The organism is Flavobacteriales bacterium (assembly GCA_025210805.1).
In the GTDB taxonomy this organism is placed as follows: domain Bacteria; phylum Bacteroidota; class Bacteroidia; order Flavobacteriales; family CAJXXR01; genus JAOAQX01.
In genome coordinates this window covers 94474-110499 of sequence record JAOAQX010000027.1, presented here as the reverse complement: position 1 = coordinate 110499, position 16026 = coordinate 94474, and the positions used below count along the sequence as shown (strand labels likewise).

Here is a 16026-nt window from a genome sequence, read left to right as displayed (position 1 = left end):
TGTCGGTAGTTACCGCATTGTTGATTATCTTATCAGTAGTAACTGCATTTTCTTGAATTTTATCAGCACTAACTGAAACATCTTTCAGTTGTGGAGTTCCCACGGCATTGTCAACCAATTCTAAAGAATCAACTGAGTTATCCGCCATTTTAGCAATGGTGATTGCGTTGTCAGCGATATCTATTGTTGAAACTTCACCATTTTCAATATCTTCAGACTTAATAGATTCGTTAATAATTTCATCAGAACCAACGGCATCTACGTCAATCTCATCAGAACCAACGGCGTTGTTCGAAATCTTATCGGAATTAATTGCATTGTCTTGAATATGTAAGTTTTGGATCGATAAAGTTGAAATTTTATCACCTCCAATGGTGCTATCAGCAATTTCAGAAGAAGTTACTCCACCAGTTGCAATATCCACTGTATATGGATCTGCATTGGTACCCGAACCATTTCTAATAAGTGTTGCATCCGAAACATTTGTGATTTCGTTTCCTACTATCGTATCATTTAATAAGCCACCTATATAAATGGCGTTTCCGTTTGATATTTTAATAGAATCATTTCCGACGAAAGAAAGAAATTGTAATTCATTATCTGCTAAAGTATCATTGTCGGCATATCCAAGATAAATGGACGGCGAATGACTCAATTTTAAGGAATCATCTGAGTAAGATAGCGTTTGAAACGGAAATGAGGAAGACGTTGATAATTGTTCCCAAGCACTTCCATTCCAGAAGTAAAAACCAGAAGGAGATAAACCTCCGCTTCCTGTGTTGTAAATTAATAAACTAGTTTCTGGATTAGCAATAGTAGTTATATCATTAATACTATTTAGATTAACTCTTGGAATTAAAAGTCCCTTGTCGTTTGCAAAGATATCTAGTCTTGCAGATCCATGTGGGGAAGTTGTACCTATTCCTACCTGCGAATAGGAATTTTGTATGCCAAGAAATAGCGCAAGCATAATCGCTGCTAGTTGGAAAAATCTAAGATTGTGCATCATTTGTATTTTCTTTTCTCCTAAAATTCAAGCTGCAAATTTACATAAAAACTTCTGAAACTATCTGATTTGAAAGTGTTTCATCATAGCTATTTTAAAACTTAAACCTTTAGGAACTCTGTTTAATTTCTATTGCTAATGTAATTATTATAAAAAAAGATAAATCGCTTTATTCGATTATTAAATAAAGCGATTGTTGTAATAATAAGTGAGAAAATTCAACAACACACTATTTGCATGAAGTACACATAATAGTGTTTTTGTTTATTTTCCAAGTGTTTCCAATTAATTTTTGTTCGATTTTTTGTTTTTTGATATTATCTAATTCTATATATTTTAGATTTTTTAATGATTCGTCGAAATGCACTTTTTTGTCGTTCGGTAGATAAATTTTAAATTCAATGTTTTGTTTCCTGTTTTTATCACTTTTGGGAAAGTAATAATAAGGAGATAAAAATAAAGTATTATCAACAATTGAATAATCAAGTTTGATGTTGTTTGCGAATTTTTTTGCATTTGAAAGATTATTAGCCTTTGCTAAATACTTAATTTCATAAAAAGCTATACTATCATTGGAAGAGGAAATTGAAAGTGGAATATTTTTAACAATCATATCATTTTCCATCCCTAGTAGATCATTAGTACTATTTTGGTAATCTACAATCAAACTATCATTTTTGATCGTAATAAAGAGTAGGTCATCTAATTTTTGTTCGATAAGGTGTTTTTCTTTTATTGTGGTTTCAACTTGAGCAGTCTGTTCTTTTTGAATCAGTAAAAATATACTTGAAATCCCTATAATGACCCAGAATGTTGTTAAGCCAATTACCCAAGGAGACATTTTTGTTTTATAATTCCAAAAAGTCATTTTTATACCAGCAAATAACATAAGAATTAAAGGAATTATCACTAGAACAAAAATACCAAGTAAAAGAATCCAATTTGGTAATCCCCAAGTATTGTTATAGTCAAACTCGGCAAAGAAAAATGAATCTATCATATTAAAAATTCCACCGAAAATAAAAATAATCAGAGAGGTAACAATAGCGATACTTGCCAATATAATAAATATCATACCGATAATGGCAAGAAAAACTTTGATGATTCCAAGAAGTAGAGAACCTCCTTTGTTCACAGCCTTAGATGTCGAATTCTTAACATTGTTTCCAAAAGACTCGTAGTCGGCATTTCTTACTTTATCTCCAAGTTTATTGGCTTCATTATTAAATTTTTTGATACCATCTTGGACTGTCTTTTCTATATTGGAAACATTAACGGGCTTTCCCCGCATTCTCAGTTTATCACTTGAAGTGACTGCCTCTGGTACGATGATCCAAAGAATGAAATAAACAATGATTGGTGTTCCAAAAGAAATAAAGTTTAAAAAGATAAAAAGAAGCCTTGTAATTGTTACTTCAATCCCCAAATAATAGGAGAGTCCAGATGCAACTCCAGCAATCATTTGTTCCTCTGAATCTCTAAAAAGTTTCTTTTTATAAGATCTTTCTTCTTGTTTTTGTTGATGATGTGTATTATTTCTAGGGGCTTCTTTCTCTGTGAAATCTTCTTCTTCGTAAATTTCTTCAGGTTGCCCCATAACAGATATGACATAATCTACATCAGAATTATTGACAACTTGCCTAGTGTTTGTTAATTTTTCTGTAAATAGTTCAGCAATTCTGTTTTCGATGTCCGATATAATTTCTTCATTACCTGGAGTGTCCATAAAGGATTTTTTTAATAACACCAAATAATGCTGAAGCCTGTCATAAGCTTCTTCGTCTATATGGAAGAATATTCCTCCAAGATTTATATTGATTGTTTTGTTCATGGTTAAGATGGTTTTGAAGTAGTCAATTGAGAAACGGCGTTATTTAGTTCGTTCCATGTCGTTTCTAGCTCTTTCAAGAAAAGTTGTCCGTTCTCTGTTAAAGAATAATATTTTCTTGGCGGACCAGAAGTAGATTCTTCCCACCGATAATTGAGCAATCCTCCATTTTTTAATCTTGTAAGTAAAGGGTAAATGGTTCCCTCAACCACCAAAAGCTTGGCGTCTTTTAGCGATGAAAGTATTTCGGAAGCATAAGCATCTTGATTTCCTAAAATGGATAAGATGCAATACTCCAAAACTCCTTTTCTCATTTGGGCTTTTGTATTTGTTATCTTCATACGTAAAGTACTTGTTAATGCAAATATATAAACAAAAGATAGTAGTTTGCAAAACATAGTACTATATTTAATTTTTATTAAGAAAAATTAACAAAGTCAATGAAAAATATGTAAATTGCTAATCTATTGATTAATAGTCTCAGACATTTTTTAAGTATCAAATAAGAATAATATGAAAAAGCAATTATTAGTGATGAGTACCTGTTTGCTCATGTTTTCAGGAAGGGCACAAGTGGATACTTCCTATCAGTTTCTAGATATTAACAACCTCAAAATTCCGGTTTTCCCCACGGGAGAAATTTTTGGATCAGGTTCTTATTTAACAGTTAAATCTGAAATGCCAATTAACTCTGGGAAGAGTAGCAACTTTACAAGTTCTTTATGGCTAGGTGGCTTAGACGATGCAAATACTTTACATCTTGCAGCCAATACTTATCGTCAAGTAGGAGAGAGCGATTTTCAGGCAGGACCTAACACGGCTAACTATGTTCAGCCTACGCATCATCGGGTGTATAAAATAACGAAGGCTCAAATAGAGCATCATGCCAATAATTATAACCAGCCAGGATATAATATGATTGATGTAATCGCTAAATGGCCAGGACATGGAAATGGTTTTAGCCTTGGTTTAAATTTTCAAGCACCTTTTAAAGATAAAAACCAAAACGGAGTTTATGACCCTGCAAATGGTGACTTCCCAGAAATACGAGGAGACCAAGCGCTTTATGTAATGTATAATGATAATATCCCACATACAGAAAGTGGAGCTGAGATAATTCACGCACAAGTGAATGTGATGGTGTATGGATACGATACTTCTGATGTAACTCTCGATAATACCGTTTTTGTACATTATGATATTCATAATATGAGTACGGCAAATTATAAGGATTTTTATATTACCAGTTTTAATGACTTTGATTTAGGGTTTGGCTTTGATGATTATATAGGTACCGATTCAGCTTCTAATAGTGTATTTGTGTATAATGGTGATTCATTGGATGAAAGTTTATCAGGCTATGGGGACAATCCTCCAGTCTTTGGAATGACTTATCTGAATCATACATTGAATAATAGTATGTATTACAACAACAATTTTTCTAATTTTGGAAACCCTACAGACTCCAGTCATTATTATAATTACCAAAAAGCTTTGTTTAAGAACGATTCTACACAAATGCAGTTTACCCAAAGTGTAAAATACGCTTATGAAGAGAGTATTTTAACAGAAGCTCAAGCATTTACTACACCTGACGATAGGCGAATATTATCCAGTATATATATGCCCTCTTTAAAAGCTAGTGAATCTATTTGTTTAGATCTTGCTTATGTATTTGCTTATGATACAACAAATAATATTGCACAACAGAAAACATTGTTTAAAAATAGAGTAGCACAGGTGAAAAACTTCTATGATGATCAATATGATAATTGCCAAGATTTATCAGATCTAGATCCAAATTTAAACACGAATTTGTTTGATGAAAAAGCATTTGAATTATGGCAAAACAACTCTGAACTTTTTATAAAATCACCTAAAGAATTCAGAAGCATAAAAGTGATTAATGTTTTAGGGGAAACCGTATTTAATAAAAATGGAAATGTGAAAAGTATTTCTCTCAATCACTACCCAAAAGGAACCTATATTTTACAGGTAGAAACAATAGATGGTTTAATCGCTAACCAAAAATTTGTGTTAAAGTAATACCATTTTTGGTGTTGATTTCATGGTATATTGTTTTAAGTTGATGTAAACTCCAATATAAATCAATAACAAAAGTCCTTTTTAAAACTAAAGAGGGCTTTTGTTTTTTTCTGTCGGGAAAATATGCTTATTTGTGTAGGTGATGTTATTCTGGATTTTCCGTAAATACTCCAAGGCTTGTGGTCCTTTGCAAAACAATAAATCTAGAATCGATAAGTTTCCAATAAAATCATTTTTATCAAAAAAAACTTGTTGATAGAAGGGGAGCTTAAAGGTGTTTCGATTTTTAGGAAAAAAAGAAAAACGATAATCTTGTTCAATGTTTTTACTCTTCATGGGGATAAAATCCTCAGTAATTTTAATGGAGATTTTTAATCCTAATTTTTCAAACAACCATTTCAAAATCAAAAGATTCATTTCAAACAAATTTTCGTATTTATCTGAAAGCAATTGAGAGAATTCCTCTTGATAAAAATAAAAAAAAGGTGATGATTGATAAGCTGAAACCATGCTTTTTAGATGATCAGATTGCCAGTCTTCTTTATAGCTGATTTTTATTTGATCCACAGGGGTTCTACTATTTTTTTCAACAGGAACAGAGAGTGAAATGAGTCCTTGAGCTCCTGCAATTTCACATCTATTTCTATAAGATTTTCGAGAATAATGTTCCTTGCCTTCAAGGTGAATTTCTCGATGATTTATTGCCGCCAAAAAAAAAGCGATAGGAGGGAAGTATGCGGTGCTAAAAAGGTTCATGAGTAGTGATTTCGGAAATATACTTTTTGTGCAGAACGAAGAATTAATAATTCAGACAAAGCTTCTTCTATCTTTGTAAAAGACTTTTTTGCAAGGTGTTCACTCACTTGTTTTTCTGAGATATCTACACGATATAAAAAGTTATAAAGTTCAGATGAATGAGCAATCTTATTTTCAACAAAAAAATGGGTGATACATAATTGAATTTCTATCCAATTATTCACTTGTTCCTCTAGTTCTGTATTGAAATAAAGATGTATTTCCCTTCTTATTTGCTCCCAACATTGGGATAAAAAAACATCAGATTCTTTGAGTTCTTGGTGAATATAAGAAGGAAAATTTAAACTCATGAATTTCTACTAATAATTGATTGATTGAGCGCTATTAGGATCTCTTTGTAGTGTTCATCGATATCAAGTTTTCTTACCAAATCATTGGAATCTTGAAGAAGCTTAGAAGTCAATCCATCTACATATTCTGGAATTCCATATTTATTAAAAATGTTGATGACCGTTTCCACCTTCTTATGATCATTCATATCATGAGTGCGGTAGAGTTCTAATAAAGTGTTACGATCCTCTTCATTAGATTGTTCTAAGGCATAGAGATAAAGTGCCGTTTTTTTATTAGAAAGAATGTCTCCAGCTTTTTGTTTTCCTACTTCTTGATCACCATAAACATCAAGGAAATCGTCTCTGAGCTGGAAAGCCAAGCCTATTTTTGTCCCATAAGTTTCAATAGATTCAAGTTCAGATTCCTCCGCTTTCGCAACCATGGCACCTAGTTTCATAGAGGCAGCCAAGAGAACCGCTGTTTTGTTCTTGATCATTTCTAGGTAAGCATCAAGAGAGACAATTTCTAGCTTTTCGAAATCCATATCATCTTGCTGACCTTCGCAAACTTTTAGAGCAGTTGCATTAAAATAATTCAGGATTTCTTTTAGATTATTAACCTCCAATTTTAATAATTCTTGGTAAGCCATAATCATCATACTATCACCCGAAAGAATCGCCGTATTTAGATTCCATTTGGTATGCAGTGTTTCTTTTCCTCTTCTTAGTGGAGCTTCATCCATAATATCGTCATGGACTAAAGTGAAATTATGAAAAATCTCAATGGAGTGAGCGAGGGGTAAAACAGCATTTTTGTCAATCCCATAAGCTTCTCCAAACAACAGAGCCATACAAGGTCTGATACGTTTTCCTCCCAAGTTCATGATATAATCAATAGGAGCGTAGAGTGTTTCTGGTTGCTTTACAAAAGCATATTGAGTCAGTTGTTCTTTATAGAATTGGATATAGTCAACAAAAGTTTTTTTCATTTTTTTGAAATTATTTCAAGTTTGTTTTCTCTCTTTTTTCCATGGCAACATCTACAGACATGAGCATGGTGGGGAGTAAAATCAAATTGGCAATCATTGCAATTAGCAAGGCTATAGAAACCAACATTCCTAGGGCTACGGTTCCTCCAAAATCTGATGCCATAAAGATAATAAAACCGAAAAACAAAATAATCGAAGTATAAATCATCGATACGCCTGTTTCTCTTATGGCCGCAAGTGTGGCTGATTTTAAAGAGCGTCCTTTTACTTCAAGTGCTTGTTTAAATTTTGCCAAAAAGTGAATCGTATCATCTACCGAAATTCCAAAGGCAATACTAAAAACTAAAATGGTAGAAGGTTTAATCACAATACCTAAATACCCCATAAGACCTGCGGTAACCAGTAGCGGCATAAGATTCGGAATTAACGATACAATAACCATTCGCCAAGCTTTAAACATAACCGCCATAATAATAGAAATGATTATAATAGCTAATCCTAAGCTTTGGTATAAATTATTGACTAGATATTTGGTTCCCTTATAGTAAATTACCGAAGAGCCAGTCATGGTAAAATCATATTTATCTGAAGGAAAAATATGTTCAACTTCTTTCATTACTTCGGCTCTCAATTCATCCATTCTTTTGGTTCCAATGTCTTTCATTAACAAAGAAACTCTTGCAATTTGAAAATTGGAATCTACCAGTCCGTTTCTCCCAAAACTTTGATCTCCTTCAATTTGTTTTGCCGTATTTTTTATATCCGCAAGGATCCAGTTTTTCTCCGAAGAATTGGGTAATTCATAGAACTCTGGAAGACCATTAAAATAAGCTTGTTTGCTATACTTTAGGAAGTTTACAACAGAGCTGGTTTTTGAGAAATCTGGATAAGATTCTAGATGTTTTTGAAGTTGATCAATCCTTTTTAAAGTACTCGTTTTTAATACTCCGTTTTTCTTTTTGGTATCAATCATTATTTCTAGAGGAAGAACACCTTTCATGTGTTTTTCCACAAATTTCATGTCTTGATACATGGCAGACTCTTTAGGAATATCGTCTGTGAGCGTACCACTTGTTTGAATTTTACTAACTCCCACCAAACTCAAGAATAGTAAAAAAGCGGATGCAGCATAAATTCTTGTTCTTCTTTTTTGAACAATTCTTATCATCCAATCAATGATGATATTCATCCATTTTCTTTTAAGATGTCTTAGATGTCTCGTTTTTGGAGGCTTTAAATAAGAATAGAAAGAAGGAATGATTATTAAAGAAATAAAGAAAACCAAAATAATATTCAGGGAAGCTACAATCCCGAATTCTACCAATATATCAGAATCCGTTAAAATGAATGTGGCAAAACCTAAAGCGGTAGTCACATTGGTCATAAATGAGGCATTTCCTACCTTGGTAATTACTCTTACAAGGGCTTTTATTTTGTTTCCATGTTCTTTAAATTCATAATGATATTTGTTGAGTAAAAATACACAGTTGGGAACTCCAATGACAATAATTAGTGGTGGAATCATGGCTGTAAGGATGCTAATATCAAAGCCCATGAGAACCATAGAACCAGTACTCCAGATTACCCCAACACCTACTACGATCAACGAAAAGAATGTAGCGGTAAATGATCTAAAAAATAAAAACAAAATAAATCCAACAACCAGTACTGCTAGTCCGATGAAAATTCCAATCTCAGCCTTGATCTTTATGGCATTGATGATGCGGATAAACGGAGACCCTGTTTGGTGAACTTCAATTCCCGTTTTCTCTTCAAATTCTTCTACCAGCTTGATCATATTCAGCATGAGTTCTTCTCTGTAGTCTTGCTGAATGACATATCCGTGGATATTTACGGCGGTGGCGAATATGTTTGAATTGTCTTTAAAGACAATATCTCTATAAAAAGGAAGTGTTTTAAGATGAATAAATAAAGAATCTAATTCAGCTTGATTTTGTATATGATCAAATGGGTTATCAAATTCAAATACTTTTTGTTCTTTATTGTGCTTTAACTCTTGGATTTTATCAAATGATAGAACATTTTTAACGCCTTCCAATGCTTCAATTTCATCCACCATTTTTTTCCAATGGCGATATGTTTCATAATCTCGAATTTTTGCATCGTCAAATGCTAAAACAAAGATTTGAGCTTCACTTTGAAATTCATCCAAAAATTCTAAATAATCAACAACCGCGGGATCGGTCATTGCCAAGGGAGGTTTGAACTCCAAACTTGGTCTTAATTCTTGGGAAAGAAATCCCATCCCGATAGTGATTAGGAAAATGGCTGAAACCAAAAAAATCCTAAAGCGAAGAATAAAATTCGCAATTACGTGCCACATAGTATTTAATTCTGCAAGTCTTTTGACTTGTTTGTCTTTCGTTCTATTCTTTTTATCCCAAAAGAATACCATAAAAAAGGAAGGTATTGAGGTAGGGGAAAAGAAATTGATCTTTTCTAAATCTTTTACCACCAAATAAATTTCTAAGCAAGTTTTGAAATTTATTTGGTAAACAAATTCGGTGATTTACCCCAAAATACGCAATGGGCAAATCTACTAAAATTTGAAGACCTTTATGGAGCGAAATGTTTAAAATTTCTTGAAGTTTTTTGAGCGTAAAAACCGATCGATAATGGGGTTGTTTTTTTATGAAAAATGAATTTTTCTGTTGAAAAATCTATGAAAATTCTTCTCGAATTTCTTCTAGAATTCTCCTTAGTTTTTTAAGTTCCATAACCAGTTCGGCATTCTCAATGGTTTCTTGTTTGTGTTTGTTGAGCTTTGTTTTGGCTCCCGCCAAGGTATAACCTCTTTCTTTAACAAGGTGATGAATGATTTTTACAAATTTGATATCTCTTTCCTGGTAAACTCGATTTCCTTTTTTGTTTTTTTGAGGTTTAATAAAGTTCGGAAACTCTTTTTCCCAAAAACGCAAAAGCGAAGTATTGGATTGAATCATTTCCGCAACTTCGCTTATGCTATAATATTTTTTTTTAACTTCCAATGTCTTAGTCAAATGATTGATTTTCTTGAGAAGCTAATTTAAGCATTAAGTCGTATTCTTCAGGGCTTAAATCATTAAAATAATAATTGATAGGGTTTACCCGATCTCCATTTTTGAAAATCTCATAATGCAAGTGAGGTGCTGTGGAAAGTCCTGTGTTTCCTACAAAACCAATGATGTCACCACGCTTGATCTTTTGTCCTTTCTTTACCTTAAAACTTTGCATGTGAGCATAGAATGAGTCATAACCATAACCATGGGCAATTCTCACAGAATTTCCATATCCTCGACTAAGTCTTTTTATTTCTTTTACAACTCCGTCTCCTGTTGCATAAATAGGAGTTCCTCTCGGTGCTGTAAAATCCATTCCTTTATGGAATTTTCTCGTTTTATATACAGGGTGAATTCTCCATCCATAACCGGATGCCATTCTTGTTAAATCTTTATTATGAATTGGCTGAATGGCAGGAATTGCTGCAATCATTTCGCCTTTCTTTAAGGCTAGTTTTACAACCTCATCAAAAGATTTACTTTGCACATACATTTTTTTGGATACTTTGTCAATCTTCTTTTTGGTGTTTGTCAGTAAGTCTGAATACTCATAAGCTCCGAGTTTTTCATATCTTCTTGCTCCACCATATCCTGCGTTTCTTATTGAAGCATCTATTGGTTCAGCTTCAAAAATTAATCGATAGATATTGTCATCTCTTTCTTGAATATCACTCAAAACGGTGTTCATTTCTCCCACTTCTTTTTGCATGATTTCATATTGTAGTTGCATAAATGAGAGTTCTTGTGCGAGTTTTTTCTCTTTAGGCGAACCAACAAAGTAAAATATTCCAACAACAAAAAGCGTAGCCATAGCGGCACTTGCTCCAAAAAATCCTAAAAGTCTAAACCATTTTTGGCGACCATTTTTATGGATCTTTACATAAGCATCCGTTTTGCTGTCATAATAATACTTATCCTTTATCATAAATCGTTTTTTCTGTTAACTTTGCGAGCGTGGAAAAAAGCAAGAATTATTCTGTATAATTCATGAACTTTTAACCATCAGTTAACAAGTTTAGGCGACAAAGTTACGAACTTTTAAGTTTAATGAATGTTAAAAAGAGCTTGTGTAACAAATGATTAAATAACAAAACATCTAAAACGTCAGCTATATGATGCTTTCAGCCAAAGATATACGTGCAAAATATTTAGAATATTTTGAGGCAAAAGGGCACAAAATTGTCCCATCTGCTCCATTAGTTATTAAAAATGACCCCACTCTGATGTTTATCAATGCTGGGATGAATCCTTTTAAGGACATTTTTCTTGGAAATTCAGAAATAAAAAACCCAAGAATAGCCGATACGCAAAAATGTCTAAGAGTTTCGGGTAAGCACAATGATTTGGATGAAGTAGGTTATGATACCTACCATCACACGCTTTTTGAGATGCTCGGAAACTGGTCTTTTGGAGATTACTTTAAAGAAGAAGCAATTGAATGGGCTTGGGATTTGTTGACAAATGTATTTGCTTTATCAAAAGATCGGTTATACGTTACCGTGTTTGAGGGAGATCAAAAGGACGGGACAGCATTTGACCAAGAAGCCTATGATTTTTGGAAAAAATGGATTCCTGAAGATCGAATTATAAACGGGAACAAAAAAGACAATTTTTGGGAAATGGGAGAAGTGGGACCTTGTGGACCTTGTTCTGAAATTCATATTGACCTTCGTTCTGATAAAGAAAGAAAGGAAGTAGATGGAAAAGGTTTAGTGAATGAAGATCACCCGCAAGTTATCGAAATCTGGAACCTAGTATTCATGCAGTTTAATAGGAAAGCTAATGGTTCATTGGTGGATTTGCCGAATAAACACGTGGATACAGGGATGGGATTTGAAAGACTTGTAAGGGCTATTCAAAACAAAACTTCTAATTATGACACCGATGTTTTTATTCCTATTTTAAATAAAATAGAGGAAATATCAGGTTTTAAATACGGAAAAGAAGAAAAAATAGACATTGCAATGCGGGTAATCGCAGATCATTGTAGAGCCATTGCTTTTACAATCGCAGATGGACAATTGCCTTCAAATAATGGTGCTGGATATGTAATAAGAAGAATTTTGCGTCGTGCAGTTCGATATGGTTATACTTATTTGAATCTCAATGAAGCTTTTATTTATCAATTAGTAGAAGTTTTGGATCAAGAAATGGGAGCTTTTTTCCCAGAATTGAAGCAACAGCGCACTTTGGTTGAAAAGGTTATTAAAGAAGAAGAAACGACTTTCTTAAGAACCTTGTCTAAAGGAATACAATTATTAGATGAAGCTTTGGCGAAAGCTAAGGAAAAGACTTTAGATGGTAAAGAAGCATTTGTATTGTATGATACATTTGGGTTTCCAATAGATTTAACACAGCTTATTGCTCAAGAAAAAGGTTTTGAAGTAGATATGGAAGGTTTCCAGAAATATCTAAAAATCCAAAAAGACACTGCTAGAAACGCCACTGCAATTAGTACCGAAGACTGGATTGAAATCCTACCTGCACAAGAAACAGAATTTGTGGGTTATGACTCACTTACCAGTGAGTCTAAAATTCTTTCTTACCGAAAAACCATTCAGAAAAAGAAAGAAATTTATCAAATTGTATTAGATAAAACACCATTTTATGCCGAAGGAGGAGGGCAAGTAGGAGATAAAGGAATGTTAGTTTCAGATGAAGAAGAACTTCCTATTTTTGATACTAAAAAGGAAAACAATCTTTGGATACATTTTACGAATAAAGCACCAAAAAATCCGCAGGCAACTTTTAAAGCTGTGGTTCATGATTCAAAACGTCAAGCTACAGCTTGTAATCACACTGCAACCCACTTGTTACATTTAGCATTGAGGGAAGTTTTAGGAAGTCATGTGGAACAGAAAGGATCTCTTGTAAATGCAGATTATTTACGTTTTGATTTTTCTCATTTTTCTAAAGTTACAGAAGATGAACTTGAGCAAATAGAAGCAAAAGTAAATGAAATGATTCTTCAATCTTTGCCTTTGCAAGAAGATAGAACAGCTACTTTATTAGAAGCAAAAGCTCGTGGAGCAATGGCTCTTTTTGGAGAGAAATATGGAGATACCGTTCGTACGATTCAGTTTGGAGACTCTATTGAGCTGTGTGGAGGGATTCATGTGAAGAATTCAGCAGATATCATGTTGTTTAAAATTAAACTTGAAACTTCTGTAGCCGCTGGAGTAAGACGAATTGAAGCCATCTCTCAAACAACAGCTATCGCATTTTTGAATAAAGAAAAGAGTCTTTTAGATGAGCTAAGACAAAGCTTAAAGAACCCTAAAGATTTACTGAAAGCTGTAGTATCTCAACAAACAGAACTTTCGGCTTTGAGAAAAGAAGTTGAAGGACTAAAGAAGGAAAAAGCACAGCAATTAGAGCAAAGTATCAACGCAAGTGTTATAGAAAAAGATGGATATAAATTTTTGGCAGAAGTTGTAGATTTAGATCCAGCATCTATAAAATCTATGGCATTTTCATTGGAAAGAAAAAACGCACCCTTTTGTGGTCTTTTTGCATCAAAACAAGGAAATAAACCGAGCTTAACCATTGTGATCAGTAAAGATTTAGCTGCTGAAAAAGATTGGAATGCAGGAACTATGGTAAGAACACTTGGGAAACATATCCAAGGAGGTGGAGGAGGTCAGGCTCACTTTGCCACTGCAGGAGGTAAAAACCCAAATGGAATAGAAGATGCTCTTAAAGCATTTATAGAAATTGTGGAATAGGTATTTATCTACTAAAATAAAAGGAAAAAGACGGATTGCATGCAGTTCGTCTTTTTTTAGTGTTAAATTTTGATACGTAGGAAATATTCAAATGATAATTTGGTACATTTGGGTAAATTAATTTTAAAAATATAAAAAGTATGAAAAAAACAATCTTATCAATGGTCTTTGTTTTAGGAGTATTTTTCTCAGCAAATGCCCAACAAAGATCCACAACAAAATCAGATCTTAAACTTAGTTTACTAGCTCCTGAACTTATCTACGAAATGGAAATTGGTAAAGCAGCTTCTTTAAAGCTTGGAATTGGGTATGGTCTTATTGGTGAATACAGCAACAATAATGGGCAGGTTACTAAGAATACTTTACAGTCTCATGCGGTAATACAAGCCATGCCTCGTATTTTTACCACCCGTACAAAGAGAATGAGAATGGGTAAAAATATTGACCATTTTTCTGGAGGATATGTTGCATTTCCTTTGGATTATAGAATAGGGATTGGTTATAGTGTAGGTGTCGTTTATGGAACTCAAGGAATGCTTGGGTCTAGTAAATGGTTCTATGATTTGTTTATTGGTTTGGGTTATGCAGATTTAGATCTTGAAAAATCAAGCAATGTTACTGGAGCTTACCTTCCTAATGGAGTTAGCTTAGGTTTTATTTTTTAACAGAATTCAAGACCGGTGGGTTTAAAATATCCAACGATTACATATTAAAAAAGCTATGTTTTTGCGCAAAAAACATAGCTTTTTTTGTTTAAAAAAATGAATAAGATCACTACTGTTTAGAACTTTCTTTAAAAGCAGTAACGGTAAAACACTCAGGGTAAAAGACACTATCAGTTTGTTGATGTTCTTGGAGTATTTTATGATAAATACTGTTCTCTGGGTCTATAAATAAAGAGCCATCTTGATAGTAAATAATATGATCATATTCTTTGTTTGTCTTTTGTAAATGCCTCTTTACACCTTTCCAGCCATAAATAGGGAGGATGTCCGCTTTGTTTAAATGAGCTTCGCAACTGTCTAAGGATTGAAATATTTCCTTATCATAATAATAAGAAAAACCTATAAACGCCCAATGTGGATGTATGAGCACAAGGCTGTTGTCATTTTTATTTTGTAATTCTTTTACTTTCTCAACTGCATTTTTAACTTCTCTATAGAAAAATTGTTTAGAGTTAATTTCTAAAGATCTATAAAATAGTATCACCATTAAAAACCCTACAAAAATATTGATTAACTTAAAGTGAAATGATTTGAAAATTAGATAGACTAATGAGAGATAAAACCCGATACTGGTAAAGAGTAAATACCTAGCGTAGAACATGGGCATTTTGAATGAAATGGCAAACATCGCAAAATATGGAATAAGCCACCAAAGAAAGATAAACCCTACTGTTTTATCTAGTTTAACGATCTTCAATTTGAATAATACTATTCCACAAATTAAAGAAGATAACAATATGTATGTCATCCAATTTAAAGTGTGGTTATTATTGGTGAAGTCACGTAAAAGATATAGATAGTCCTTGTTTTTTGGAGGGCTCAAAACAGTACCTCCCGTAAAGTGAATAAAATGTTCATAGAAAACAATAACCATTGGTAGGAATAGTATACCTGTGATAACTAATGATTTTATTAATGTCCAAAAAAGCTTTTTATCTTTCCAAAACATGAAGCTCAATAGAAATTGAGTACCAATCATAAATAATCCAAAATAGTGACTATATAAAATGAGGAAATTGGATGCAATTAATATAAAAGTCCATTTTTTTCGATGTTGATAATGATCATTGGCAATTAGTTTCAAATAACTTAAGAGGCTTAAGCTCGTGCCAAAAGAAAGCATGGAATACGCTCGGGTTTCCATTCCGAAATAGAAATGAAGCGTAGAATAGATAAATACTAAACTCGCAATGATTCCTGTCCATGAATTTCTAAGATGTTTTCCTACCAAGAAAATAACACCTGCCGTAAGGGCGTTGAAAATAAGTGGTAAGGATCTGATAACTTCCACGTCATTTCCAAATATTTTCATCCAAAAATGAAGCAATAAAATAAACAAAGGTGGGTTAGGCTCACCAGAAATGGGTAGTTTAAGTATGTCTAACCAATTGTTTTGAGCCATGAAAATGGTAAAGGGTTCATCTACACAAATATCTCGAGTGTCGATATATTGATACTTGCTGATAAAAGCAATTAAAAAAATGGTAATAAAAAGTAAAATCGTTTTGAGATTTCTGAGATTTCGCATTTTATGTTTTTATTTGTCGCAAATATAATACT

General features: G+C 33.0%; 13 protein-coding genes. 3 read left to right on the top strand and 10 right to left on the bottom strand.

The genetic code is table 11. The annotated features are described in order from the left end of the window. The 3 genes from N4A45_10775 to N4A45_10765 form a co-directional block, all read right to left on the bottom strand. The coding region (locus N4A45_10775) for a hypothetical protein (GenBank protein MCT4665705.1) at positions 1-1009 on the bottom strand (1009 nt) is incomplete at its 3' end. A 226-nt stretch (positions 1010-1235) separates the two neighbouring features. After that, a complete protein-coding gene (locus N4A45_10770; GenBank protein MCT4665704.1) occupies positions 1236-2837 on the bottom strand; it encodes a PspC domain-containing protein in 1602 nt (533 codons plus the stop codon). Positions 2838-2839: 2 nt separating this feature from the next. Then, a complete protein-coding gene (locus N4A45_10765) occupies positions 2840-3175 on the bottom strand; it encodes a PadR family transcriptional regulator (protein ID MCT4665703.1) in 336 nt (111 codons plus the stop codon). Between the two features lie 172 nt (positions 3176-3347). On the opposite strand from N4A45_10765, the gene N4A45_10760 reads away from it, so the two are divergent. After that, on the top strand, positions 3348-4880 hold the full coding sequence (locus tag N4A45_10760; protein ID MCT4665702.1) for a T9SS type A sorting domain-containing protein: 1533 nt from the start codon (positions 3348-3350) through the stop codon (positions 4878-4880). A gap of 87 nt (positions 4881-4967) precedes the next feature. Here N4A45_10760 and N4A45_10755 read toward each other — a convergent pair whose 3' ends face one another. The 6 genes from N4A45_10755 to N4A45_10730 form a co-directional block, all read right to left on the bottom strand. Then, positions 4968-5636, bottom strand: a complete 669-nt coding sequence (locus N4A45_10755) for a WbqC family protein (GenBank protein ID MCT4665701.1) — start codon at positions 5634-5636, stop codon at positions 4968-4970. After that, complete coding sequence (locus N4A45_10750) at positions 5633-5986, bottom strand: hypothetical protein (protein ID MCT4665700.1); 354 nt, start codon at positions 5984-5986, stop codon at positions 5633-5635. Before N4A45_10750 ends, N4A45_10755 begins: the two co-directional genes overlap by 4 nt. Beyond that, positions 5983-6957: a polyprenyl synthetase family protein gene (locus tag N4A45_10745; GenBank protein MCT4665699.1), complete on the bottom strand. Its 975-nt coding sequence runs from the start codon at positions 6955-6957 to the stop codon at positions 5983-5985. The genes N4A45_10750 and N4A45_10745 overlap by 4 nt, the downstream gene beginning before the upstream one ends. Before the next feature lie 10 nt (positions 6958-6967). Then, positions 6968-9373 carry an efflux RND transporter permease subunit gene (locus N4A45_10740; protein ID MCT4665698.1) on the bottom strand — a complete coding sequence of 802 codons (2406 nt, stop codon included), beginning with the start codon at positions 9371-9373 and terminating at the stop codon, positions 6968-6970. Between the two features lie 265 nt (positions 9374-9638). After that, positions 9639-9977, bottom strand: coding sequence for a MerR family transcriptional regulator (locus tag N4A45_10735; GenBank protein MCT4665697.1), 339 nt, complete (start codon positions 9975-9977; stop codon positions 9639-9641). Next, complete coding sequence (locus N4A45_10730) at positions 9970-10941, bottom strand: M23 family metallopeptidase (protein ID MCT4665696.1); 972 nt, start codon at positions 10939-10941, stop codon at positions 9970-9972. Before N4A45_10730 ends, N4A45_10735 begins: the two co-directional genes overlap by 8 nt. Before the next feature lie 187 nt (positions 10942-11128). Between N4A45_10730 and alaS the strand changes: the two genes are divergently transcribed. Beyond that, a complete protein-coding gene (gene alaS, locus N4A45_10725) occupies positions 11129-13741 on the top strand; it encodes an alanine--tRNA ligase (GenBank protein MCT4665695.1) in 2613 nt (870 codons plus the stop codon). 140 nt (positions 13742-13881) lie between these two features. Next, on the top strand, positions 13882-14406 hold the full coding sequence (locus tag N4A45_10720) for a DUF3575 domain-containing protein (protein MCT4665694.1): 525 nt from the start codon (positions 13882-13884) through the stop codon (positions 14404-14406). A gap of 109 nt (positions 14407-14515) precedes the next feature. On the opposite strand, the gene N4A45_10715 is transcribed toward N4A45_10720, so the two are convergent. After that, positions 14516-15994: a glycosyltransferase family 39 protein gene (locus N4A45_10715; GenBank protein ID MCT4665693.1), complete on the bottom strand. Its 1479-nt coding sequence runs from the start codon at positions 15992-15994 to the stop codon at positions 14516-14518. Between the last annotated feature and the right edge of the window lie 32 nt (positions 15995-16026).

Coding starts and splice junctions, on each gene's coding strand:
- N4A45_10755 (MCT4665701.1), bottom strand. CDS start 5,636: ATGAACCTTTTTAGCACCGCATACTTCCCTCCTATCGCTTTTTTTTTG.
- N4A45_10715 (MCT4665693.1), bottom strand. CDS start 15,994: ATGCGAAATCTCAGAAATCTCAAAACGATTTTACTTTTTATTACCATT.
- N4A45_10760 (MCT4665702.1), top strand. CDS start 3,348: ATGAAAAAGCAATTATTAGTGATGAGTACCTGTTTGCTCATGTTTTCA.
- N4A45_10720 (MCT4665694.1), top strand. CDS start 13,882: ATGAAAAAAACAATCTTATCAATGGTCTTTGTTTTAGGAGTATTTTTC.
- N4A45_10740 (MCT4665698.1), bottom strand. CDS start 9,373: ATGGTATTCTTTTGGGATAAAAAGAATAGAACGAAAGACAAACAAGTC.
- N4A45_10745 (MCT4665699.1), bottom strand. CDS start 6,957: ATGAAAAAAACTTTTGTTGACTATATCCAATTCTATAAAGAACAACTG.
- N4A45_10770 (MCT4665704.1), bottom strand. CDS start 2,837: ATGAACAAAACAATCAATATAAATCTTGGAGGAATATTCTTCCATATA.
- N4A45_10765 (MCT4665703.1), bottom strand. CDS start 3,175: ATGAAGATAACAAATACAAAAGCCCAAATGAGAAAAGGAGTTTTGGAG.
- N4A45_10730 (MCT4665696.1), bottom strand. CDS start 10,941: ATGATAAAGGATAAGTATTATTATGACAGCAAAACGGATGCTTATGTA.
- alaS (MCT4665695.1), top strand. CDS start 11,129: ATGATGCTTTCAGCCAAAGATATACGTGCAAAATATTTAGAATATTTT.
- N4A45_10750 (MCT4665700.1), bottom strand. CDS start 5,986: ATGAGTTTAAATTTTCCTTCTTATATTCACCAAGAACTCAAAGAATCT.